Origin of the sequence: Streptomyces sp. NPDC090119, from assembly GCF_044747085.1 — a bacterium.
Lineage (GTDB): Bacteria > Actinomycetota > Actinomycetes > Streptomycetales > Streptomycetaceae > Streptomyces.
In genome coordinates, this window is the sequence record NZ_JBIVDK010000007.1 from 46509 (window position 1) to 69630 (window position 23122).

A 23122-nucleotide genomic window follows, 5' to 3' on the forward strand; every position below is an offset into this window, starting at 1 on the left:
CCGCCCCCCCCCCCGCGCGGCCCCCCCCCCCCCCCCCCCCCCCGCCCCCGCCCCCCCCCCCCCCCCCCCCCCCCCCCCCCCCCCCCCCCGAACGGCCGGGCTTCTACGCCACGAAGGACCCCGGCGCCTCGCCGCCCCCGCTGGCCCCCGACTCCACCAGCCGGGCCGCCGACGCCAGCCGGGCGGCCGCCTCGTCCGCCACCGCGCCCCCCACCGTGAACGGCAGCCGCAGATACCCCTCGAAGGCGCCGTCCACGCCGAAGCGGGGGCCGGAGGGGACCCGGACGCCGACGCGCTCGCCCACCTCGGCGAGGCGGGAACCGGAGAGGCCACCGGCCCGGACCCAGAGGGTCAGACCGCCGGACGGCACCTCGTACTCCCAGTCGGGCAGCTCGCGGCGCAGCGCGGTGATGAGGGCGTCCCGGTTCTCGCGGGCCTGGGCGCGGCGGAGCGCCACCGCCTGCTCCCAGCCGCCGCTGCTGAACAGCCAGTGCACGGCGAGCTGTTCGAGGACAGGGGTGCCCATGTCGGCGTAGGCGCGCGCGGAGACCAGGCTGCGGATGACGTCCGGGGCGGCGCGCACCCAGCCGATGCGCATCCCGGCCCAGAACGCCTTGCTGGCCGAGCCGACCGTGATGACGGTGGAACCGGCCGGGTCGAAGCCGCACATCGGGCGCGGCATGGTCCGGCCCAGCTCCTCGTCGAACCACAGCTCGCTCATCGTCTCGTCGGCCACCAGCACGGTCCCGGCCGCGCGGGCCGCGTCGACGAGACGGCGCCGCTGGTCCTCGTCGGCCAGCGCGCCCGTCGGGTTGTGGAAGTCGGCGACGACGTAGGCGAGCCGGGGCGCGGCCTCGCGCAGCACCTGGCGCCAGCGGTCGAGGTCCCAGCCGCTGAGCCCCTCGGCCATGGCGACGGGCACCAGCCGGGCGCCCGCCTCCCGCATGAGCTGGAGGATGTTGGCGTAGGACGGCGACTCCACGGCGATCCGCTCGCCCCGGCCCGCGAAGAGATGGCAGATCGCGTCGATGGCGCCCATCGCACCGGTGGTCACCATGATCTGCTCGGGCATGGTCGGGATGCCGCGCGCGGTGTACCGCTCGGCGATCATGGCGCGCAGCGCGGGCAGCCCGGCCGGGTAGTCGCCGTGGGTGTGGGCGTAGGGCGGCAGGTCCTCCAGCGCGCCGGTGACCGCGCGGGTGAGCCACGGCTCGGGCGCCGGGAGGGCCGCGCAGCCCAGGTCGATCAGGGAGCCGAGCGTCTCGGGCGGCAGGGGCTCCAGTCCGCGCGCGGGCAGCGGGTTGCCCGCCGGGACGGCCGTCCAACTGCCCGCCCCGCGCCGGGACTCCAGGAAGCCCTCGGTGCGCAGGGTCTCGTAGGCGGCGGCGACGGTGGTGCGGCTGACGGAGAGGGCGAGGGCCAGTTCGCGTTCGGCGGGCAGCCGGGCGGCCACGGGGACGCGGCCCTCCAGCACGAGCAGCCGGATGCCGTCGGCCAGGGCGCGGTAGGCGGGCGGGCGGCGCGTGCCGGGGCCGCCGGGGCGGTCCTGCTGGGAGCCGAGGAGCCGGGCGAGCTGCGCGGCACCCACCGCAGAGGTCCAATGTGCCATGAAGATCAGTCCACCTTCCCCGGATTGGCCATGGATGGCCCTCCGCCTCAAGCCACAGAGTGGCACGGGTCAGGCCACCGTCACCACCCAGGGGGGTATCCCATGGCCACTCCGGACCGTCTCACCCGCCGGTTGTTCCAGCTGTACGCCGGACTCGCGCTGTACGGGGCGAGTTCCGCGCTGCTCGTCCGGTCGGGCCTCGGCCTGGAGCCGTGGAACGTGCTGCACCAGGGGCTCGCCGCCCGCACCGGACTCAGCATGGGCGTGGTGCTGACCCTGCTCGGCGCCGCGATCCTGCTGCTGTGGATACCGCTGCGCCAGCGCCCCGGCCTGGGCACGGTCTCCAACGTGCTGGTGATCGGTTTCGCCATGGACGCCACCCTGTCCGTGCTGCCCGGCGCGCACGGCATGGCGGCGCGGATCGCGCTGCTGGTCTCCGGGATCGTGCTGAACGGCGCGGCGACCGGCCTGTACATCGCGGCGGACTTCGGTCCCGGCCCGCGCGACGGTCTGATGACCGGCCTGCACCGCCGCACCGGCCGCTCGATCCGGCTGATCCGCACCTGCGTGGAGGTCACGGTGGTGGCGACCGGCTTCGCCCTCGGCGGCACGGTCGGCGTCGGCACCGTGCTGTACGCGCTGGCGATCGGCCCGCTCGCCCAGTTCTTCCTGCGCCTCTTCGCGCTGCGCCCGGCGCCCGCGACGACCAGGGTGGTTGCCTCCGGTGCGCCGGAGCGCGCGATACTGCGCCGGTGACCGAGCCGATACGCCATCCGTACCTGGACCATCCCGGCCCCATCGCCTTCGCCCACCGGGGCGGGGCGGCCGAGGGACCGGAGAAGACCGAGAACACCGTGGCGCAGTTCCGCCGGGCGGTGGAGCTGGGCTACCGCTACATCGAGACCGACGTCCACCTCACCGCGGACGGCACGCTGGTCGCCTTCCACGACGACTCCCTGGACCGGGTCACCGACGGCACCGGCCGCATCGCCGACCTGCCGTGGGCGGAGGTCCGGCACGCGCGGGTGGGCGGCAAGGAGCCCGTACCGCTCTTCGCGGAGCTGCTGGAGACGTTCCCCGAGGTCCGCTGGAACGTGGACGTGAAGGCGGAGGCGGCGCTGCTGCCCTTCCTGGAGCTGGTCGGCCGCGCGGACGCCTGGGACCGCGTCTGCCTGGGCTCCTTCTCGGAGGCGCGGGTACGGCGCGCGCAGCGGCTGGCGGGGCCGAGGCTGGCCACCTCGTTCGGCACCCTCGGCGTACTGGGGCTGCGGCTGCGCTCGTGGGGATTGCCCGCCCCGGTGCGCGGCTCGGCCGTGGCGGCGCAGGTGCCGGAGGCCCAGTCGGGCGTCCCGGTGGCCGACCGGCGCTTCGTGCGGGCGGCGCACGCGCTGGGGCTCCAGGTGCACGTGTGGACGGTCAACGAACCCGAGCGGATGCACCGGCTCCTGGATCTGGGAGTCGATGGCATCATGACCGATCACATCGACACGTTGCGCGAGGTCATGGAGGACCGCGGCGTCTGGGTCTGACCCGGTCCCGTACCACCTCCCCCGCCTTGGCACGGCACTGCGGCGGGGAAGCGAGGGCGCGGGGTGGGGATCGACACCGTGCGGGCGGGGGCGTCCGACGAGGCGGCGGGGCTACGGCGCGAGCAGCGCGGCTGGTACTGGTACGACTGGGCGTGCTCGGTCTACTCCACGAGCGTCCTGACCGTGTTCCTCGGCCCGTACCTCACCGCCGTGGCCCGGCACGCGGCCGACGCCGAGGGCTATGTGCACCCGCTCGGGATACCGGTGCGGGCGGGCTCGTTCTTCGCGTACACCGTGTCCCTGTCGGTGATCGTCGCGGTGCTGGTGATGCCCCTGGTGGGGAGCCTGGCCGACCGTACGGGGCGTAAGAAGCCGCTGCTGGCGGCGGCCGCGTACACCGGGGCGGCCGCGACCACGGGCATGTTCTTCCTGGACGGCGACCGCTATCTGCTGGGCGGGCTGCTGCTGGTGGTGGCCAACGCGGCGCAGTCGGTCGGGATGATGCTCTACAACTCCTATCTGCCGCAGATCGCCCCGCCCGCCGACCGCGACCGGGTCTCCTCGCGCGGCTGGGCCTTCGGCTACGCGGCGGGCTCCCTGATGCTGGTCGTCGACCTGGTGCTGTACACGGCCCACGACTCCTTCGGGCTCTCCGAGACGGCCGCCGTGCGGATCTGTCTCGCCTCGGCCGGGCTGTGGTGGGGCGCCTTCGCGCTGATCCCGCTGCGCCGACTGCGCGACCGGCACGCGCGCGTGGCGGGCGCCGCCCCGACCGGGCTGCGCCAGCTCGCGGCGACGGTGCGGGACATGCGCCGCCACCCCCACACCCTCGCCTTCCTGCTGGCGTACCTCGTCTACAACGACGGCATCCAGACGGTGATCACCCAGGCGTCGGTGTACGGCTCGGAGGAGCTGGGGCTCGGGCAGTCCACGCTGATCGGCGCGGTGCTGCTGGTGCAGGTGCTGGCGGTGGCGGGCGCGCTGGCGATGGGCAGGCTGGCGCGGACCCACGGCGCCCGGCGCACGATCCTCGGCTCCCTGGTGGCCTGGACGCTCACCCTGACCGCCGGGTACTTCCTGCCCGCCGGGGCGCCGGTGTTCTTCTACGTCCTGGCCGCCGCGATCGGGCTGGTGCTCGGCGGCAGCCAGGCGCTGTCCCGCTCGCTGTTCTCGCATCTGGTGCCGCCGGGCAAGGAGGCGGAGTACTTCTCCGCGTACGAGCTGAGCGACCGGGGCATGAGCTGGCTCGGCCCGCTGCTGTTCGGGGTGACCTACCAGCTCACCGGGAGCTACCGCTCCGCGATCGTCTCGCTGGTGGCCTTCTTCGTGATCGGTTTCGTCCTGCTGGCGCGGGTGCCGGTGCGGCGTGCGATCGGCGAGGCGGGGAATCCGGTCCCGGAGAGAATTTAGTGTTCAACACGAAAGGGCGGTAGTGTACGCGTTTGGCCTGCCAGGCGTACCGTTACTGCGCGTCAAAGACAGTGAAACGCTGGGTCATATCTGCGCGCAGATGTGACAAACCGGACGCCTGTGGGTAGAACAAGGGGCGGCTACGACGGCGACGCGCGGCCCGGAACGGGACTCCGGACGGGAATCTTTACCGCCGACCGGACGTTGACCGGATGACGACGACAGCGACACCTGTCCTGTGGGCGACAAGCCCGGGAGGCACGATTCATGAGTGAGCGAGCTCTTCGCGGTACGCGCCTCGTGGTGACCAGCTACGAGACGGACCGCGGTATCGACCTGGCCCCGCGCCAGGCCGTGGAGTACGCATGCGAGAAGGGGCATCGTTTCGAGATGCCCTTCTCGGTCGAGGCGGAGATTCCGCCGGAGTGGGAGTGCAAGGTCTGCGGGGCCCAGGCACTCCTGGTCGACGGCAACGGCCCTGAGGAGAAGAAGGCCAAGCCCGCGCGTACCCACTGGGACATGCTGATGGAACGGCGCACCCGCGAGGAACTCGAAGAGGTCCTCGAGGAGCGTCTGGCGGTGCTGCGTTCGGGCGCGATGAACATCGCGGTACACCCGCGCGACAGCCGCAAGTCCGCGTAGCCCCCAGGGGCTGCGCCGGATCGAGCGCACAGCGAACAACCGCGGGCGCCGCACATCTTCAGGGATGTGCGGCGCCCGCGGTTCTGTGCTGTCCGGACCCCGGCGAGGCGGGCGGCCCGCCCGGCTCAGCGGTTGAGCGGCTCAGCGGTTCAGCGGCGGCCGGGGCTCGTCGGTGGGGTCGTCGCGGCGCTCGTGGATGACCTCGCCCTGCACCACCTTGCCGTCCGGATGGTGGATGCGGACCTGCTGGAAGGCGTCACCGAGGGAACCCCGCCCGGCCCCGCCCAGCTTGCGGTTCACCAGATGCTCGGTGCGGCGGCGGACGACGTTCTGCACCGGGGGCAGCAGCAGGAGCAGTCCGGCCACGTCGGAGAGCATGCCGGGGAGCATCAGCAGGAGTCCGGCGAGCATCAGCAGGCCGTTGCTGCCGCCGCCGGAGGAGGGCGCGGTGCCGCGGCGCAGGGCCTCGTCCAGGTTGCGGAAGGCGCGGCGGCCCGCCCGCTTCACCACGACCGCGCCCGCGACGAAGCCCGCGGCCAGGATCAGGAACACGGCGAGCCCGCCGGCCGCGTCCGCGACCAGGACGAGCAGCCAGATCTCCAGCACCAGCCACGCGGCGATGCCCAGCGGCAGATACCTGCGCGGCGCCGAACGCCTGGGCCGCCCGGTCTGCCCGGTCTGCGGAGGAGTGGATGCGCCAGTCGTCATGCTTCCAGTGTGCCTGGGCCCGGCTCAGTGCCGCATAAGGGGTGGATCATCCCGCCCGCCGGGCCCGTACGGGTGCTACCTGCCCCTGGCCTTGATCTTGCCGACGCGGTCGCCCACGCCCCACGCGGTGACCCGCCACAGGGCCTCCACGAGGATGTCCTTGCTCATCTTGGAGTCGCCGAACTCGCGCTCCACGAACGTGATGGGGACCTCCACCACGTGATACCCGGCCTTGACCGCGCGGCGGGCGAGGTCGACCTGGAAGCAGTAGCCCTGCGAGGCGACCTCCTCCAGTCCGAGCCCCTGGAGCGTCTCGGCGCGGAAGGCGCGGTAGCCGCCGGTGATGTCGCGCAGCGGCAGGTCGAGCGCGATACGGGAGTAGAGGCTGCCGCCGCGGGAGATGACCTCGCGGGACCTGGGCCAGTTCACCACCCGGCCGCCGGGCACCCAGCGCGAGCCGAGCACCAGGTCGGCGCCCTTGAGGGCGGTCAGCAGCCGGGGCAGTTCCTCGGGCTGGTGGGAGCCGTCGGCGTCCATCTCGACCAGCACGCCGTAGTCGTGCTCCATGCCCCAGCGGAAGCCCGCGAGGTAGGCGGCGCCCAGGCCCTCCTTGCCCTTGCGGTGCAGCACCTGGACGTGGTCGTCCGCGACGGCCAGCTCGTCGGCCAGCTTGCCGGTGCCGTCCGGGCTGTTGTCGTCCGCCACGAGGACGTGCGCCTCGGGGACCGCCTTGCGTACCCGGCCCACGATGGCCTTGATGTTCTCCGCCTCGTTGTAGGTCGGAATGATCACCAAGGCCGTGCCGAGCGGACCGAACTGCCGCCCTCTGGCCTTGGCGGAGAGGGTCCCGTCGCCGTCGTTCACTGCTGCCCCTTCATGTCGTGCGCAGGCGTCCACCATAGTGGTCACGGCCTGTGTTGACGCCGCGGCACGGGCCGCGGGTGGTTTCGGGACTCGACGACCTGGGCAGAAGCGTGCTCTCCGGCGACGGATGGGGGCCCGCGCCGCCCTTCGGGCCGGCCTGGGACCCGCTGGCTGCGGGTCGACCGAGAGCCGTTGTCTACTGAGCGCGCGGGCCCCATCCGGGTCACACCTTGCCGACCGGCCGGAGCGCTCCCTCGTCGGCGCGAGCACTGCGCCTGGCTGCCGTCGACGGTGCCCCGGTACGGCACACCGTCCTGACCCAGTGGCGCTGCGACGAGTGCGCGAACACTCCCCGGTCGAACGTCCGTTGGTGGACTCGGCCGAACCTACCGGGCGGCCGCCGTCGGCTGTCAACAGCCCCCTGGCCTGGGCGTACACCGGCGGGGGCACGGAAACGGCGGGGATGCGCAGGTCGGACGCCCGGGCGGGGCCACCCGTTCGGCGGGACGGCGGGGCGCGAGATCACTCGCCCGGCCGTACGAACACCGTCCGTCCCCCGACCACCGTCCGCAGACAGACCGGGAGTCCGGTGCCGGGGGTGAGGTCGGGCAGGCCGGGGGTGCCGGAACGCGGATCGGTGGACCAGCGGGCCACCCGGTCGTCGGGGGCCTGCACGATCAGGTCGCCGGTGTGCCAGACCGCGTAGTCGGCGGGCGCGCCCGGCACCAGGACGCCCGCGTCGTCCCGGCCGATGGCGCGCCAGCCGCCGCGCGTGTGCGCGGTGAACGCGGCCCGCACCGACACCCGGTGCTCCGGCGTGCGGTGGAAGGCGGCGGCGCGGACGGTGCCCCAGGGGTCGAGCGGGGTGACCGGGCTGTCGGACCCGAAGGCCAGCGGCACCCCGGCGCGCAGCAGGGCCGCGTACGGGTTGAGGGTGCGGGCCCGCTCGACGCCCAGCCGGTCGGCGTACATGCCGTCGTCGCCGCCCCAGACGGCGTCGAAGGCGGGCTGGACGGAGGCGATCAGGCCCAGCTCGGCGAAGGCGGCGACGGTGTCCGGGGTGAGCATCTCGGCGTGCTCGACCCGGTGCCGGGCGGCCCGGACACGGGCGAGGCCGACCTTCTCGGCGGCGGCGCGGACGCCCTCGACGACGGCGGTGACGGCGGCGTCGCCGATGGCGTGGAAGCCCGCCTGGAGCCCGGCCTCGGTGCAGGCGACGACGTGTTCGGCGACCGCGTCGGCGTCCAGGTAGGCGGTTCCGGTGTGCGGGGCGTCGGTGTACGGCTGGTGCAGGCAGGCGGTGTGGGAGCCGAGCGCCCCGTCCACGAAGAGGTCACCGGCCGCGCCGACCGCGCCCAGTTCGCGGGCCCTGTCGACGTCCCGGTCGGCCCAGTAGCCGACGACGCGGGGGCCGGACAGCTCGGCGGCGAGCCTCAGCAGGCCGGTGAAGTCGTCCTCGGAGGAGATCTGCGGGCCGCCGCACTCGTGCACCGAGCCGATGCCGAGGGAGGCCGCGTGCGCGAGCGCGGTGCGCTGGGCCTCGTCCCGCTGGGCCGGGGCGAGCGCGCCCAGGGCGGCCTCGCGGACGGCATGGTGGTCGTCGGCGGTGAGCGGGGCGTCGGCGCGGCTCACCCCGGCCGGGACGAGGTCCAGCAGGGCGGTGCTGACGACGGCCGAGTGGACGTCGGCGCGGGAGAGGTAGAGCGGGCGGCCCCCGGTGGCGGCGTCCAGCTCCGCGCGCGTCGGCGGACGGCCGCCGGGCCAGCGGGCGGCGTCCCAGCCGTGGCCCAGCAGGACCCGGTCGGCGGGGCGGGCGGCGGCGAAGTCCCGGACCAGGGCGAGGGCCGCCTCCAGCGTCGGCGCGCCGGAGAGGTCGAGGCCGGTCAGGGCGAGTCCGGTGGCGGTGGTGTGGACGTGGGCGTCGGTGAAGGCGGGGGTGACCAGGGCGCCGTCGAGGTCGATCACCTCGTCCACCCCGTCGGCGAAGGCGTCGGCGGCGCCCTCGGAGCCCACCCAGGCGACCTGGCCGCGCTCCACCACCATCGCGGTGGCGAAGGGGTCGGCGGGGCTGTGGACCTCTCCTCGGCGCAGGAGGACGGTCCGGGGGGCGGCGGGCTGCTCACTCATGCCCACCAGTCTCTCCCGTGTCCGCGCGGCGCCCGGAACCGGGGCGCGTGTCGGGCGGCTCAGGAGATCTTCGGCGGGCGTGCCTCGTAGGGCGTGGACAGCACGACCGTGGTCCGGGTGGAGACCCCGGCCAGGGAGCGGAGCCGGGCGAGCAGCTCCTCCAGTTCGTGCGGGGTGGCCACCCGCACCTTGAGGATGTAGTTCTCGTCCCCGGCGACGCTGTGGCACGCCTCGATCTCGGGGACGCCCGCGAGCCGTTCGGCGATGTCGTCGGGGGCGCTGGGGTCGAAGGGCTTGACGGAGATGAACGCGGTCATCGGCAGCCCGACGGCCTCGGGGTCGACGACGGCGGCGTAGCCGCGGATGACACCCCGCTGTTCGAGCCGCCGCACCCGCTGGTGCACGGCCGACGTGGACAGGCCCGTGGCCTTGCCCAGGTCCGTGTAGCTCATCCGCCCGTCCTTGACGAGCAGCTGCACGATCTGACGATCCAGCTCCTCCATGCCGCCAAAACCTACCGTGCCGTCCCGCGCGCGTGCGCGCGGGCGGGCTTCGGGGATCTTTGATGGCGCGGCTCGCGGCATCTGGGCGGATATCCACCGTTAGCCTGTGACGAACGCCACACCACATGAACGCGCTGCGTGAGGTTCTCACGATTACCGCCGAGAACCTGCGGGAAGTGCTTGCTGTGGTCGAGGCCGCAGTGCCTTCACGGCCCAGCCTTAGGGGGAGAATCCCATGCAGAGTGTCAAGCGCCCCGTGCGTTCCGCCGCCAAGCGGCAGCAGTCGGTCGTCGAGCCCGAGCCGGAGGGCGTCGAACCGGGTTCCGGTGACGCCTACGACCTCGACGCCGACTACGACACCTTCGAGATGTACCGGGTGATCTGCCCGGACTGCGCGCAGGCCATCGCGCTGTTGGCGGACGAGGAGTCCCTGCCGGAGCACGCGCTGTGCGCCTCGCCGTGGAACCCGTTCGGCCTGACGGCCTGTGCCGGTACGGGCCGCGCGGCGGCGGACGCCCGCCCCGCCGACGAGTCCTTCGAGCCGCAGGAGCAGGACACCGCCCTGCTGCTCACGCTCCCCCAGGGCCTGGACTGGCGTACACAGCCGTTCTCGCACGTGGGCGGTCCGGGTTCGCGCCCGCTGCGGTTGCCGTTCATGCGCGGCCAGGCCGCCGCCTGAGCCCGTCAGGACAGCGAACGTACCGGTGACCCCGCGGCGAGTGCCGCGGGGTCACCGCGTTCCGTTCGGGATGAGGACGGCGCTGAACTGACGCTCGATTCCCCGCGCCGGTGACCCGTCCCCGCGCGCTCGCGTTGGCCAGGCATGACTCCCACTCAGACGGCCACCGGGCGTCAGCGCCGCGTCTACCTGCCCCGGCCCGCGGATTCGGCTTCGTCGCCGCAGCACCCGGACCCGCCCATCTACACCGAGCTGATGCGGATCTGGGCCGACCTGGGCCGCACACTGCCGGGGCGCCAGGACCCGGAGTGGACCGCGCTGGCGGCCCCGATCGTGCGCAGGGGGCAGTTCAGCGACTCTCCGGCCCCGCCAGGTGACGAGCGATGACCATCCGCTGGATCTGGTTGGTGCCCTCGACGATCTGGAGCACCTTGGCCTCGCGCATGAGCCGCTCGGCGGGGAAGTCGGCGGTGTAGCCGTACCCGCCGAGGATCTGCACGGCGTCGATGGTGACCCGCATGGCGGTGTCGGTGCAGTGCAGCTTGGCCATGGCGGCCTGCTTGGCGAACGGCCTGCCCGCGTCCTTCAGCCGGGCCGCCGCCAGGTACAGCGCCCGGCCGGCCTCGATCTGGGTGGCCATGTCGGCCAGCATGAAGCGCAGTCCCTGGAAGTCCGCGATGGGGTGGCCGAACTGGCGGCGCTCGGCCGCGTAGGACACCGCCTGGTCCAGGGCCGACTGGGCGACACCGATGGCGCAGGCCGCTATGCCGAGCCGCCCCGAGTCGAGGGCGGACAGGGCGATGCCGAAGCCCTGGCCCTCCTCGCCGATGCGGCGCTCGTCCGGGACGCGTACGCCGTCCAGGTGAATCTGGGCGGTGGGGCTGCCCTTGAGGCCCATCTTCTTCTCGGGCGCGGCCGCACTGAGGCCCTCGGCGTCGCCGGGCACCAGGAAGGCGGTGATGCCGCGCGGGCCGTCCTCGCCGGTGCGGGCCATCACGGTGTAGAAGTCGGCGATGCCGCCGTGGGTGATCCACGCCTTGGTGCCGCTGAGCACCCAGTCGTCGCCGTCCCGGACGGCCCTGGTGCGCAGGGAGGCGGCGTCGGAGCCGGAGGACGCCTCGGAGAGGCAGTAGGCGCCGAGCAGGCCGCCGCCGAGCATGGCGGGCAGGTGCTCGACCTGCTGCTGCTTGGTGCCGTGGGTGGCGAGCGCGTACGAGGCGAGGGTGTGCACGCTGACGCCGAGGCCGACGGTGAGACGGGCCGTGGACAGCTCCTCCAGCACCTGGAGGTAGACCTCGTAGGGCTGCTCGCCGCCGCCGTGCTCGGGGTCGTAGGGCAGGCCCAGCAGCCCCGCCTCCGAGAGCAGGGTGAAGACCTCGCGGGGGAAGCGTCCGGCGTCCTCCTCCTCGGCCGCCTTCGGCGCGATCTCGCGCTGTGCGATGTCCCGGACCAGGGCGAGCAGATCCCTCGCCTCGTCCGTGGGCAGTTGACGCTCCACCGGCTGCGTTTCGCGGTCGGACATGGCGTCGGACTCCTCCCTGTGCGGGCACATCGGCGGATGTGCGCCTTGGGTGGGGCGGCTCCGCGCGATCGCTCCGGTTTCGCCGAGGGTGCGCCTCCGGGTCTCGGAAGCGGCTGACCAGCGGCTTGTGCCGTGAGTATGCCCGATCGGGGACCTCCCGTCACCAGTTAACGACCGCTTACTTCAAGAATCCAGCCGGGGCCGTTCCGGGGGCTTTCGTCAGCCGTCGCGGCGGGCCGGTGGCGGGGCCGGACAGGAGGGGTCCAGCTCCTCGATCGCGCGCAGGGTGCCGCCGAGCGTCTTCACCAGCAGCTCGCCGAGGGCGGCGCGGGTCAGCTCGGGGCGGCCGATCCAGTCGAGCGTGGTCCCCTCGACGCTGCACACCCAGGAGAACAGTCCGGTGCGGGCCAGCGGGCCGATGTCGGTCCTGCCGTACGCGCCGTCGGCGATGGTGGCGACGATGGCCGCGCGCACCCCGTCCCGGATGGCGTGCACCTCGGCGTCGAAGCCGACGCCGCCGCTGACGATGGTGCGGTACGCGGCCTGGTGGTGCTCGGCGAAGCGGAGGTAGCCGTCGATGGTGCGCTGGAGGCGGTCCACCTGGGGCAGTTCGGCGCCGCTGGCGGCGAAGGCGACCAGCTCGGCGACGGAGTCCTGGACGATCGCCAGGTAGTAGCCGCGCTTGGAGCGGAAGTAGTAGTAGATCAGGCCTTTGGCGACATGGGCCTGGCGGGCGATGTCGTCCATGGACAGCGCGTCGTAGGAGGTGTCCGCGAACAGCGCGCGCCCGATGGCGAGGAGTTCGGCACGGCGGGCCGCGGAGCGGTCGGTGCCGCGCGCCCGGACGGGGACGGCCGCTTGTTGCTGACGCACGCTCACAGTCTGCCCTGGTCTCGGCGTTCGGCGGGACCCGCGCAGTATGGCAGAGGGGGGGGGGGGGGGGGCCCCCCCCCCCCCCCCCCCCCGTACCGGGTCAGCGCACGCCCACCGCCGCGAGCGCGCGGAGCTGGCGCGGGGTCGGGCGGGCCGGGAAGTACAGGTAGCAGACGCCGCCCGTACCGCTCCTGACCTGGCCGTTCGCGTCATAGCGCTTGGTGCGCAGCCAAATGTTTTCGTATTCCCGGCGGGCGTAGACCCGGCGCACCTCGGGGTCGCCGGGTGAGGCCGGGTCGTTGGCGATGACGTCGCCGGCGGCGGTGAAGCCGATGACCGTCATCAGGTGGCCGGAGGTGCCGTAACCGGCGCCGGTCAGCTCGGTCTTGAGGAACGACTGGGAGGTGATGGCCGGGATGCCCGCCGCGATCAGGGTCTCCAGGTCGGTGAGCGAGCCCAGCCGGGTCACCACGCCCTGGATGCCGGGGAAGGTGGCCGCGTAGGCCGCGTTGAACGGCCAGTTGCCGCAGCCGGTGTACTGGTAGTCGTAGGTGTACCGGGCCGCGTGGTCGACCTGCGGGTCCGCGTAGGAGGGGTCGACCCAGGCGAGCTGCTCCGGGGTGAGGCGGCCGCCCCAGTACTCGACGATCATCTGCGAGGAGGTCGGGCTGCACCACGCCTCGCCGCCGTTGTCGTACTCGGGGTACTGGCCCTTGTGGATCTCCTGCGAGTAGCGCGGGACGACGAGTTCGCGGGCGAGACCGGGGGTGGACGCCGGGACGGTGAAGCGGTCGGGGACGTCGGAGCCCATCGCGCCGACCCGCCACACGGTCGGGGTGCGGCGGGTGCCCGGCGTCCGGTACAGGGTGAGCCGCAGCCGGTACGCCGTCGCGCGCAGGCCGGTGCTCGCGTCGTCGATGGCGAAGGTGTCGGTCCACACCGAGCTCTTGCCGTCGCTCTGGTCGTCCACCGAGGTCCGCTTGATGTCCTCGTCGCCCGCGGCCCAGCGGCCCATCACGTACCAGGGGGCGGCGGTGCCGTCGGAGTATGTCGCCTGGAGCTCGATCTGCAGCCAGGTGCCCGCGGGGGTGTCCGCGTTCCAGGAGGCGATCAGCTCGGTGGCGGGCACCCGGAGCCGGTGGAGCGGGGAGGTCCAGGTCGCGTACTCCCAGGTGGCGGTGGTGCCGGTGTGCGGGTCGGTGTAGTCCGCGCTGCCCCGGGGCGCGCCGATGGCGATGCCGGGGCGCCGGCCGGGGACGGTCCGGACGCCCTGTCCGGTGCCGCCGCGCCAGTCGAGGTACGTGGTCCAGGCGCGGTTGTCGACGGGACGGGCGGGCGCGCGGCCCGCGTCGTCGGCGTCGGCGGCCGCCGGTGCGGTGGCGGCGGCCGCGGGTACCGTTCCGGCGACCGCCGCGACAGCGAAGGCGGCAGCCAGAACGGTACGGCGGGACGGCTGCTGGGCTCTGCTCATGGGCGCGACTACCCCCAGGTGTCCGGGTCGGGACGGTTCAGGTGCACGGGCGTGCGCCAACTCGGGTGCACGGTTGTGCGCCAACTATGGAGCAGCGGACATGCCCCTGCCAGCACTTCGACCCATGCCGCGCCCATGAATATTGGTCTCCACCATTGATGACATGGGCCCACCATGGCAGGCCCATGTCATCCAGTGCCGACAGGGCAGGACTCAGACCAGGTCCATCGCCGCGACCTCGTCGGGGCGGCCATAGCTGACCGGGCCCTGGAAGCGGCGGCGGGCCGTGGTGAACCACCACACCGTGGCGATGAGCAGGACGGCCGCCAGCGCGATCGGCGCGTAGTTGAAGGAGTCCACGGTGATCGGGGACGCCTGCGGGAGCATGAACAGGACGCTGCTGAGCAGGATCCAGATCACCGCGGCCCAACCGATCGGCCGGCCCCAGCGGCCCAGGTGCCAGGGGCCCGGCTGGAACTCGTCACCGAGGCGCAGCCGCAGGAAGATCGGCACCGCGTAGGCGAGGAACAGCCCCACCACGTTGACGCTGACGATCGCCGTGAACGCCGTGTGCGACCACCAGCCGGGCACCACCAGGGCGAGCGAGCAGGCGACGGCGAGCCACACCGCCTTGACGGGCGTACGGGTGCGCGTGGAGACCGAGTGCCACCAGCGCGAGCCGGGCATGGCGCCGTCCCGCGAGAAGGCGAAGATCTGCCGGGTGTTGCTGGTGAGGTTGGCGAGGCCGCAGAAGAGCATGGCGCCGATGACGATGAGCAGCATGGCCTTGGCGGTGCCGAGGCCGAGCCCGTCGATGAGAATCTGGACGGGCGGGGCGTCCGAACCGGCCACCTTGGTGTAGTCGCTAATGCTGTACACCAGCGCGAGCATCAGGATCAGACCGGTGATCGCCGAATAGCCGATGGCGCGGGTGATCCCCTTCGGCGCGTTGACCGTCGCCTGGACCGTTTCCTCCGACATGTGGAAGCTGCCGTCGAAGCCGGTGAACGTCCAGCTGGTGACCAGCAGGCCCAGCATGCCGCCGTAAAGGCCGTTGGTGAAGCCGGTGTTGTTCTCGAAATGCGTGACGAAGGACGCCGACTGGTGATGATCGGGAATCACGATGAGTGCGCCCACGATCACCACGAGTCCGATCAGCAGCCACCACACGGAAATCCGGTTCAGCACCGCGACGAGCTGGACGGTGTAGGTGTTGGCGAGGCCCTGGAGCACGATGATCAGCGCGGTGATCAGCACCGTCTGGTGGGCGGTGGGCTCGTACGACGGCCACTGCAGGGCGACGAACGCCTGGATGAAGGTGGCGGCGGCGTAACCCGTGGCGGCGGTGCCGCCGATCTGCCCGACGAAGTTCAGCCAGCCGGTGAACCAGGACCAGGCGCCCTTGTGCCGCTTGGCGAGCTTACCGGCGGAGAAATACAGCGCCCCGCTCGTCGGATAGGCGGAGGCGACCTCCGCCATGGCGGCACCGATGAACAGCACCATCACGGAGACCCCGATCCAGCCGAACACGAGAATACGGGGGCCACCCGCGTTCAGGCCGAATCCGAAGGACGAGAAAATACCCGAGAGGATATTGATGATGGTGAAGGAGATCGCGAAATTGTCGAATGCCTTGAAACGACGCGTGAGTTTACGCGGATAACCCATAGCGTGCAGGGTCGCGTCGTCGTCGAGCACGACCGGGGTTTCGGCCGCCGGAGCCTCGGCCCCTGGCGGCGATATCCGTTCCGACACTGATCTGCCTTTCTGTTGGGGGGTGGACGCGGTAGGTGGGGGGCTCAGGCGGGCCCGGGGACGGGCAGACCGCAGGCGCGCCGGGCGCGGGAGAGCTGTTCGGCGGGGTCGCCGAAGGCGCTCCAGGGCATGCGCGAGGCGTACGGGCCCATCGCCGCGAAGACCGCGCGGGCCTCGAACTCGCTCTGGCCCATGACCAGCGCGTGCGCGAGGTAGGCCAGGTCGAGCACCGGGGTGAAGCGGGAACGGGCCACCGTGGGCAACCAGTTGCGGTAGGCGGCCAGCGCGGTGGAGCGCCACTGCGGCTGCTCCCAGACCCGGTCGGCGAGGAGCTGGGTGGGGTTGTAGCTCTCCACCAGCGCGACCAGCGGCAGCAGCCGGAGCGCGGATTCGGCGGGCGCGCGCTGACTGAGGAAGGCGGCCACGTCCCAGGCGGCGTTGACCGAGCCGCCGTGCCGGGTGAAGAAGAAGGAGAGGAAGCGGTGGTGGCCCTCGCGGTGCCAGGGGTCCAGGGACAGGATGTGGGCGAACAGCCGCCAGGGTCCGGGCGGCGCGGTGAGCAGGCCCTGCGGTGCCGGTTCGCGCAGCTGGTGCAGCCGGGCCATGGCCAGCTTGGCGACCCAGGGCGTGGGGTCGCCGGGGGCGAGGGCGGCGGCGCGTTCGCAGGCGGTCAGCGCGATCCGCTCCAGCGCCTCGGCGCGCTCGTCGCGCGCGTCGGCGGCCCGCATGGCGCGCTGCACGGCCACCCGGGCCCACATCAGCGCGGCCTCGGGCGACGGCTCCTCGGCGAGCCAGCGCTCCACGAGGTCGGTGCCGGACGCCTCCGAGGCCAGCACCAGCGAGCGGTGGGCGCGCAGCGCGAAATCGGACCGGGTCTCGGCGAGGGCCTCGTAGGCGTAGCGGTGACGTCCGGCGCGCACGTCGACGCAGACGCTCGCCAGGACGCGGTCGTCGGCCGCCGGGTGCCAGACGTACTGCCCCTCGAATAACTCCGCGGCCATGCTCCCCTGTCCGTCCCGATACGACGCGTCGCAGTTGTGCAGGACGCACCTTACTCACCGGCCGACGCACCTGGAACGCCTAATTTCACATATCGGTCGGCGGATTCCGAGTGAAAATCTCCACCGATTGACCTTCGGTCAGCGGGCGGTTCGGGAAGTCGCGTTTTTCCGGCCGTCGAGTACGCCTCCCATCGGCCCCTACTAGACTGTTTCCGGCAGAACTCCCCCACACCGCACCACACCTTAAGGAATCGCCATTCACGACCTCGCGGGGCGCCTGCGCGGCCTCCCCCCGTCGCTGGGGCCGGTCCGGCTGGTCGGCGTCGACGGGCACGCGGGCTCCGGGAAGTCGACCTTCGCCGGACGGCTGGCCGCCGCGCTCGGCGGGGCGCCGGTGCTGCACCTGGACGACATCGCCAGCCACGCCGAACTCTTCGCCTGGACCGGCCGGTTCACCACCCAGGTGATCGAGCCACTGGGCCAGGGCGAGAGCGCGCGGTACGCCCCCTACGACTGGAACCTGCGCGCCTTCGGCCCGCCCCGCACCCTGCTGCCCGCCCCGGTGGTCCTGGTCGAGGGCGTGGGCGCGGGACGCCGGGAGCTGCGCCCGCATCTCGCGGCGCTGCTGTGGATGGAGCTGCCCGAGCGGGAGTCCTGGGCGCGCGGCCGCCGCCGGGACGGCGCCGCGCAGCGGGAGTTCTGGGACGGCTGGACCGCGGCGGAGCGCGCGCACTTCGCCTTCGACCCCTCGCGCCCCCACGCACACCTCCTGGTGTCCGCGACACCGGAGGGGTACGAGGTGCTGCCCGGACCCGCGAGCCCCCTCTGACCGGACTCCGACCGGGCCGGCCCCACCCGAATTATCACTCACGGTGATGACCCATCGGCTGTGTGCTGAACTTGTGAAGGCGGTCGCATCGGAAGTTCGTTCAGGGCCCCAACTCGGCTTGACCCGGCGCCCATCCAGGTCTTACGTTCTCTACACACGGTCCTTCACGGACCGCCCGAAGACACGAAGCCCCCGATCGTTCCCCCGTGATCGGGGGTTTCGTACTGCCCCGAGCCGGTCTCGGGGGAGCCGGACGCACCGATCTGATCACCCTCGGTGACCGCGCCCCGTGCGCCCCGCATGCTCCCACCTCGTCAAATGCCGTCTGCGGCACCCTTCGGCAGCCGGTCTTCCCACGGGTACGATGCCCTCGGTGCGACCTTCGAGCGGCTGCCTCGCGCACCTGCAACTCCGGTTCGCGGTACAGCGGTTCGACCGCGGAGACCGCCGAGCGCCTGCCCGGCGGGCAACCAACGGGGGGCACGGTTCGTGGGGGACGTGATGGACTTCGGCACGCAGGGCCCCGAGGCCCCCGCCGACCTCGCCTGGCTGCGAGGCGTGGACGCCTACACGATGGGCGCCTATCCGCAGGCCGAGGAGGAGTTCCGCGCCGCGGCGCGGATGGACCCGGGGATGGCCGACGCCTGGCTCGGACTGCACGCGCTCCGGGTCGACACGACCACCGCGCTGCTCAGGATGTTCCGGCACCGCGACCGCTTCGGCGAGCAGCGCGCCCGGCACCGCCGCGCCCTCAACTCCTGGTACTGGCTGGGCTGGTGGGTGCAGCCGGTGCTGGAGAGCCCCCGCGATCTGCTGCTGGCGCACGCCTCGCACTGGCTGGACGGCCGCCATGTGCCGGAGCTGGACCGGGCGCTGGCCGGGCTGCCCCCCATGGACACCGACCCGCAGGTACGGTTCCTGCACGCCTGCCGCGCCTATCTCGTCAAGGACTGGGACCAGCTGGTCCGGCACACCGACCCGCTGCGGGACGATCCCCTGCTGGGGATAGAGGCGGGCCTGTTCGGCGGCATGGCCCGGGTCCGGCTGGAGACGTTCGGGCAGGCCGAGCCGCTGCTCGCGGCGGCCCTGATGCGCTGCCGCAGCGAGCAGCCGCAGCGCAAGGAACTGCGGTACTGGCTGGCCCGCGCCCACGAGGGCACCGGCCGCAGCGCCGCCGCGCTGCCGCTGTACCGGGCCGTGCACCGGGTCGACCCGGCCTTCATGGACACTTCCGCCCGGCTCGCCGCCATCGCCGAGGGCGACGGGTACGACGACCCGGCCGACTTCGCGGCGATCACCCTGTCCGGCGCCGGGCAGGACACGATGGACGGCCCCGACACCTTCGACCCGCTGTTCGGCACCGAGGGCCGTGATCTCCGGCTGTCCGAGCCCGAGCTGCCGACCGGGCCGCTCCCCTCGGTGCCGGACCGCGCGGTCCGGGTGAAGAGCGGTGTCACCTCCCCGCACCTGCCGGCCGGGCCGACCGATCCGGCCTTACTGGAGGAGGCGCTCGCGGAGCTGGAACGCATGGTGGGTCTGGAACCCGTCAAGCGCCAGGTGAAGGCGCTCTCCGCGCAGCTGAACATGGCCCGGCTGCGCGCCGGGCAGGGGCTGCCGGTGCAGCCGCCGAAACGGCACTTCGTCTTCTCCGGCCCCTCCGGCACCGGCAAGACCACGGTGGCCCGCATCCTCGGCCGGGTCTTCTACGCGCTGGGGCTGCTCGGCGGCGATCACCTGGTGGAGGCGCAGCGGGCCGATCTGGTCGGCGAGTACCTGGGCCAGACCGCGGTGAAGGCCAACGAGCTGATCGACTCGGCCATCGGCGGGGTGCTCTTCGTGGACGAGGCGTACGCGCTGTCCAACTCCGGGTACGGCAAGGGCGACGCGTACGGCGACGAGGCGCTCCAGGTGCTGCTGAAGCGGGCCGAGGACAACCGGGACCACCTGGTGGTGATCCTCGCCGGGTACCCCGAGGGCATGGACCGGCTGCTGGCGGCCAACCCCGGCCTGTCGTCCCGCTTCACGACCCGCGTGGACTTCCCCTCCTACCGGCCCGCCGAACTCACCGAGATCGGCCGGGTGCTCGCGGCGGAGAACGGCGACGAGTGGGACGAGGAGGCGGTGGAGGAGCTGCGCTCCATCGCCGGGCACGTGGTCGACCAGGGCTGGATCGACGAGCTGGGCAACGGCCGGTTCCTGCGCACGATGTACGAGAAGAGCTGCGCGTACCGGGACCTGCGGCTGTCCACCTGTCCGGGCGTGCTGTCCCGCGAGGACCTGGCCACGCTGCGGCTGCCGGACCTGATGCAGGCGTACGGCGAGGTGCTGTCGGGCCGGGCACCGCAGGACCCGTCGGCGATGTGACGACGGGTCCCGCGGCCGGTGCGCCCTAGGTGGCCAGTGCCTGTTCCGGGTCGCCGCTCTTGCGCTGGCGGGCCGGGGCCGGGCGCAGGGGCACCGGTTCCGTCCTCGGCGCGGGCTCCGGGGTGTCCGGGTGGGCCGGGTCGTGGACCTCGCCCACCAGCAGCTCCAGCGCGTCCTCCAGCGCGACCAGGCCCAGCACCCGGCCGGAGGCGTCCGCCACCTGGGCCAGATGGGTGGCGGCCCGGCGCATCACGGTCAGCGCGTCGTCCAGCGGGAGTTCCGCCCGCATCGTGGCCATCGGACGCCACACGTGCTGCGGCACGGCGCGGTCGGAGTCCTCCAGGTCGAGGACGTCCTTCACATGCACGTACCCCATGAAGGCGCCCGCGCCCGCGGCCACCGGGAAGCGGGAGTAGCCGGTGCGCGCGGTCAGCTCCACGATCTCCCCCGGCGTCACCGAGGGCGGCACCGTGACGAGGGTCTCGCGCTTGAGCAGGACGTCGGTCACCGGGCGGGAGCCCAGTTCCAGCGCGTCCTCGAGCCGCTCCTGCGCCTCCGGGTCGAGCAGCCCGGCCTGGCCGGAGTCCTCCAGCAGGCGGTTGAGCTGCTCGCTGGTGACGACGGCCTCGACCTCGTCCTTGGGCTCGACGCGGAACAGCCGCAGGATGCCCTGCGCGCAGGCGCCGAGCGCCACGGTGACCGGCTTGCAGATCCGGGCGAAGTACACCAGGCCGGGGCCGAGCCACAGCGCGGCCTTCTCCGGCGCGGCCATGGCCAGGTTCTTCGGCACCATCTCACCGATGACCAGGTGGAAGAAGACCACCGCGGCCAGCGCGATCACATAGCCCAGCGGGTGGATCGCACCCTCGGGGACATGGACCGCCTCGAACACCGGCTCCAGCAGCTGGGCCACGGTCGGCTCGGCCACCGCGCCGAGGGTCAGCGAGCAGACGGTGATGCCGAACTGGGCGGCCGCCATCATCTGCGGCAGCCGCTCCAGACCGTGCAGCACCTGGCGGGCACGCGCGGTGCCGACCGGCTCGATCTGGCTGCGGCGGACGGAGACGAGCGCGAACTCGGCGCCGACGAAGAATCCGTTGGCGAGGACGAGCAGCGCGGCGAAGAGGAGTTGGACGACGCTCATCGGGCGGCCTCCGTCGGCTGGGCGATGGGGGCCGTGCGGACCAGGCGGACCCGCTCGGCGCGGTAGTGGCTGACCTGGCGCACGGACAGCCGCCAGCCGGGCAGTTCGGCCCGGTCGCCGGGGGCCGGGATACGGCCGAGCAGATCGGCCATGAGCCCGGCGACGGTCTCGTAGGGCCCCTCGGGGGCGTCGAGACCTATGCGGGTGAGGACGTCGACGCGGCAGCCGCCGTCCACGTCCCAGGCGGGCCGTCCGTCCTCGGGCGGGGCGGGGGCGACCTCGGGCACGACCTGGCGGTCGTGCTCGTCGCGGACCTCGCCGACCAGTTCCTCGACGATGTCCTCCAGCGTGACCACGCCCGCGGTGCCGCCGTACTCGTCGACGACGACCGCGATGGGCTGCTCGCTGCGCAGCCGGGTCAGCAGGGGGCGCACCGGCAGGGTCTCCGGGACCAGCAGCGCCTTTCCGGCGATCCGGGCGACCGGCGTACGCAGTCGCTCGTGCGCCGGGACCGCCAGGGCGTCCTTGAGGTGGACCATGCCGACGATCTCGTCGATCTTCTCCCGGTAGACGGGGAAGCGGGACAGGCCGGTGGCGCGGGTGAGGTTGACGACGTCCTCGGCGGTGGCCGAGTCCTGGAGCGCGCTGACCCGCACCCGCGGGGTCATGACGTGCTGGGCGGTCAGGTCGCCGAGGGACAGGGTGCGGACGAACAGGTCGGCCGTGTCCTGCTCCAGGGCTCCGGCCTGGGCGGAGTGCCGGGCCAGGGAGACCAGTTCGCCGGGGGTACGGGCGGAGGCCAGCTCGTCGGCGGGCTCGACGCCGAGGGCGCGCACCAGCCGGTTGGCGACCGTGTTGAGCACGGAGATCACCGGCCGGAACAGCCGCGAGAACAGGTGCTGCGGGCCCGCCACGAACCGCGCGACCTGGAGCGGCTTGGAGACCGCCCAGTTCTTGGGGACCAGCTCACCGACGACCATCTGGATCGCGGAGGCCAGCAGCATGCCGACAACCACCGCGACGCCGGAGGCCACGCCCTCGGGGATGCCGAGCGCGCCGAGGGGGCCGCCGAGCAGGTCCGCGAGGGCCGGTTCGGCGAGCATGCCGACGACCAGCGAGGTGATGGTGATGCCGAGCTGGGTGCCGGAGAGCTGGAAGGAGAGTTCCTTCAGCGACTCCACGACCGTACGGGCGCGTGTGTCGCCCTCGGCCGCGGCCCGCTCGGCGTCCTGGCGCTCGACGGTGACGAGGCCGAACTCGGCGGCCACGAAGAAGCCGTTGGCGAGGATCAGCAGGAAGGCCGCTCCGAGGAGCAGCAGGGGGGTGCTCATGATGCCGCCGCCTCCGCGTGCCCGCGGGCCGGGTGGTCCGCGGTATGTCGGCTGGGGGCGGCGCAGGTACTACAGGACGATCCGTCCATCGCCGGAGAGGGTCACTCCTCGGATAGCAGGGAAAACCTCCGCGCGCCGGGCGTGGCACGACGGAGGCGGAGGCGAGTGGAAAACGCCTCCGCCAACAGATTAGTCAAGACCGGGGCAGGTGCGGCAAGGGTGGCCGCCCCTGATTGGCCCCCGAGTGGGACCCCGAGGGGCCCCTGAGCCCGTCCGGGGCTCAGGCGCGGGGCAGCTCCGGATCGCGCGGCGCCTGCTGCTCCACCAGAGTGCGCAGGGTCCGCGCGTCGGCGATGGCGCGCTGCTTGGCGACGCCGGGCTGGATGCCGAGCGCGGCCAGGCTGGTGCCGTCGCTGAGGTCGAGGAACACCCAGGGGTCGCCCGGACGCAGGTTGACCCCGACGATCTCGGCCCAGGCCAGCTTGCGGCTGCCCGCGATGTTGACGACCGTGACGCCGGACTGCTCGGCGACGACCTTCACCCGGCCCAGCCGGGCCAGCACCCAGGCCATCAGGGCCCCGGTGACGATGAAGCTGAGGCGCTCCCCCGGACCCATCTCCAGCAGCAGGGCGACGGCGGTGACGACCACGAAGATCGCCAAGCCGGCGGTGAGCAGGATCACCCGCGTGCGTTCCGGCCGGAAGGTGACCGGGAGGGCGGGCTGGGCGGGGGGCTGGGGAAGCTCGGACATCTGGTTCGGG

Annotated in this window: 20 protein-coding genes and 1 pseudogene; 8 read left to right on the forward strand and 13 right to left on the reverse strand. The window is 72.9% G+C overall.

The window, feature by feature from the left end:
- Nucleotides 1–103: 103 nt before the first annotated feature.
- Complete coding sequence (locus ACIPPM_RS27325) at nt 104–1609, reverse strand: PLP-dependent aminotransferase family protein (protein ID WP_401452554.1); 1506 nt, start codon at nt 1607–1609, stop codon at nt 104–106.
- A 102-nt stretch (nt 1610–1711) separates the two neighbouring features.
- Here ACIPPM_RS27325 and ACIPPM_RS27330 point away from each other — a divergent pair, with 102 nt between their 5' ends.
- The 4 genes from ACIPPM_RS27330 to ACIPPM_RS27345 all read left to right on the forward strand — a co-directional run bounded on the left by ACIPPM_RS27330 (nt 1712) and on the right by ACIPPM_RS27345 (nt 5190).
- Entirely contained in the window at nt 1712–2365 is a 654-nt protein-coding gene (locus ACIPPM_RS27330; RefSeq protein WP_401452556.1) for a YitT family protein, read from the forward strand.
- Nucleotides 2362–3138 carry a glycerophosphodiester phosphodiesterase gene (locus ACIPPM_RS27335; RefSeq protein WP_401452558.1) on the forward strand — a complete coding sequence of 259 codons (777 nt, stop codon included), beginning with the start codon at nt 2362–2364 and terminating at the stop codon, nt 3136–3138. Before ACIPPM_RS27330 ends, ACIPPM_RS27335 begins: the two co-directional genes overlap by 4 nt.
- A 63-nt stretch (nt 3139–3201) precedes the next feature.
- On the forward strand, nt 3202–4548 hold the full coding sequence (locus ACIPPM_RS27340) for an MFS transporter (RefSeq protein WP_401452560.1): 1347 nt from the start codon (nt 3202–3204) through the stop codon (nt 4546–4548).
- Between the two features lie 267 nt (nt 4549–4815).
- Nucleotides 4816–5190, forward strand: coding sequence for an RNA polymerase-binding protein RbpA (locus tag ACIPPM_RS27345; RefSeq protein WP_042173984.1), 375 nt, complete (start codon nt 4816–4818; stop codon nt 5188–5190).
- Between the two features lie 141 nt (nt 5191–5331).
- Here the strand turns inward: ACIPPM_RS27345 and fxsA are convergent, their stop codons facing one another.
- The 4 genes from fxsA to ACIPPM_RS27365 all read right to left on the reverse strand — a co-directional run bounded on the left by fxsA (nt 5332) and on the right by ACIPPM_RS27365 (nt 9392).
- Nucleotides 5332–5898, reverse strand: coding sequence for an FxsA family membrane protein (fxsA, locus tag ACIPPM_RS27350; RefSeq protein WP_401452562.1), 567 nt, complete (start codon nt 5896–5898; stop codon nt 5332–5334).
- 75 nt (nt 5899–5973) lie between these two features.
- Nucleotides 5974–6762, reverse strand: a complete 789-nt coding sequence (locus tag ACIPPM_RS27355; RefSeq protein ID WP_401452564.1) for a polyprenol monophosphomannose synthase — start codon at nt 6760–6762, stop codon at nt 5974–5976.
- Nucleotides 6763–7284: 522 nt separating this feature from the next.
- The gene (locus ACIPPM_RS27360) at nt 7285–8889 is read right to left on the reverse strand and encodes an amidohydrolase (protein ID WP_401452566.1); all 1605 of its coding nucleotides are present in this window, start codon (nt 8887–8889) and stop codon (nt 7285–7287) included.
- 59 nt (nt 8890–8948) lie between these two features.
- A complete protein-coding gene (locus tag ACIPPM_RS27365) occupies nt 8949–9392 on the reverse strand; it encodes an Lrp/AsnC family transcriptional regulator (RefSeq protein WP_030810457.1) in 444 nt (147 codons plus the stop codon).
- Nucleotides 9393–9627: 235 nt separating this feature from the next.
- On the opposite strand from ACIPPM_RS27365, the gene ACIPPM_RS27370 reads away from it, so the two are divergent.
- On the forward strand, nt 9628–10071 hold the full coding sequence (locus tag ACIPPM_RS27370) for a hypothetical protein (protein WP_401452568.1): 444 nt from the start codon (nt 9628–9630) through the stop codon (nt 10069–10071).
- A 144-nt stretch (nt 10072–10215) separates the two neighbouring features.
- Nucleotides 10216–10458: a hypothetical protein gene (locus tag ACIPPM_RS27375; protein WP_401452570.1), complete on the forward strand. Its 243-nt coding sequence runs from the start codon at nt 10216–10218 to the stop codon at nt 10456–10458.
- On the opposite strand, the gene ACIPPM_RS27380 is transcribed toward ACIPPM_RS27375, so the two are convergent.
- The 5 genes from ACIPPM_RS27380 to ACIPPM_RS27400 all read right to left on the reverse strand — a co-directional run bounded on the left by ACIPPM_RS27380 (nt 10421) and on the right by ACIPPM_RS27400 (nt 16693).
- A complete protein-coding gene (locus ACIPPM_RS27380) occupies nt 10421–11593 on the reverse strand; it encodes an acyl-CoA dehydrogenase (RefSeq protein WP_401452572.1) in 1173 nt (390 codons plus the stop codon). The genes ACIPPM_RS27375 and ACIPPM_RS27380 overlap by 38 nt on opposite strands.
- A 219-nt stretch (nt 11594–11812) precedes the next feature.
- A complete protein-coding gene (locus ACIPPM_RS27385; RefSeq protein ID WP_401452574.1) occupies nt 11813–12466 on the reverse strand; it encodes a TetR/AcrR family transcriptional regulator in 654 nt (217 codons plus the stop codon).
- Nucleotides 12467–12566: 100 nt separating this feature from the next.
- The gene (locus ACIPPM_RS27390; protein WP_401452576.1) at nt 12567–13937 is read right to left on the reverse strand and encodes a peptidase C39 family protein; all 1371 of its coding nucleotides are present in this window, start codon (nt 13935–13937) and stop codon (nt 12567–12569) included.
- 213 nt (nt 13938–14150) lie between these two features.
- On the reverse strand, nt 14151–15692 hold the full coding sequence (locus tag ACIPPM_RS27395; RefSeq protein ID WP_401452578.1) for an amino acid permease: 1542 nt from the start codon (nt 15690–15692) through the stop codon (nt 14151–14153).
- A 44-nt stretch (nt 15693–15736) separates the two neighbouring features.
- On the reverse strand, nt 15737–16693 hold the full coding sequence (locus ACIPPM_RS27400) for a hypothetical protein (protein WP_401452580.1): 957 nt from the start codon (nt 16691–16693) through the stop codon (nt 15737–15739).
- A 256-nt stretch (nt 16694–16949) separates the two neighbouring features.
- On the opposite strand from ACIPPM_RS27400, the pseudogene ACIPPM_RS27405 reads away from it, so the two are divergent.
- Together ACIPPM_RS27405 and ACIPPM_RS27410 are read left to right on the forward strand one after the other, a co-directional pair.
- Nucleotides 16950–17591: pseudogene (locus ACIPPM_RS27405) on the forward strand (uridine kinase).
- Between the two features lie 432 nt (nt 17592–18023).
- Complete coding sequence (locus ACIPPM_RS27410; protein WP_401453095.1) at nt 18024–19886, forward strand: AAA family ATPase; 1863 nt, start codon at nt 18024–18026, stop codon at nt 19884–19886.
- 25 nt (nt 19887–19911) lie between these two features.
- Here ACIPPM_RS27410 and ACIPPM_RS27415 read toward each other — a convergent pair whose 3' ends face one another.
- The 3 genes from ACIPPM_RS27415 to ACIPPM_RS27425 all read right to left on the reverse strand — a co-directional run bounded on the left by ACIPPM_RS27415 (nt 19912) and on the right by ACIPPM_RS27425 (nt 23112).
- On the reverse strand, nt 19912–21030 hold the full coding sequence (locus ACIPPM_RS27415) for a hemolysin family protein (RefSeq protein ID WP_401452582.1): 1119 nt from the start codon (nt 21028–21030) through the stop codon (nt 19912–19914).
- Nucleotides 21027–22361 (reverse strand): hemolysin family protein, encoded by a 1335-nt coding sequence (locus tag ACIPPM_RS27420; RefSeq protein ID WP_401452584.1) that lies wholly within the window; start codon nt 22359–22361, stop codon nt 21027–21029. Before ACIPPM_RS27420 ends, ACIPPM_RS27415 begins: the two co-directional genes overlap by 4 nt.
- A 280-nt stretch (nt 22362–22641) precedes the next feature.
- Nucleotides 22642–23112 (reverse strand): PH domain-containing protein, encoded by a 471-nt coding sequence (locus ACIPPM_RS27425; protein ID WP_401452586.1) that lies wholly within the window; start codon nt 23110–23112, stop codon nt 22642–22644.
- Nucleotides 23113–23122: the final 10 nt, after the last annotated feature.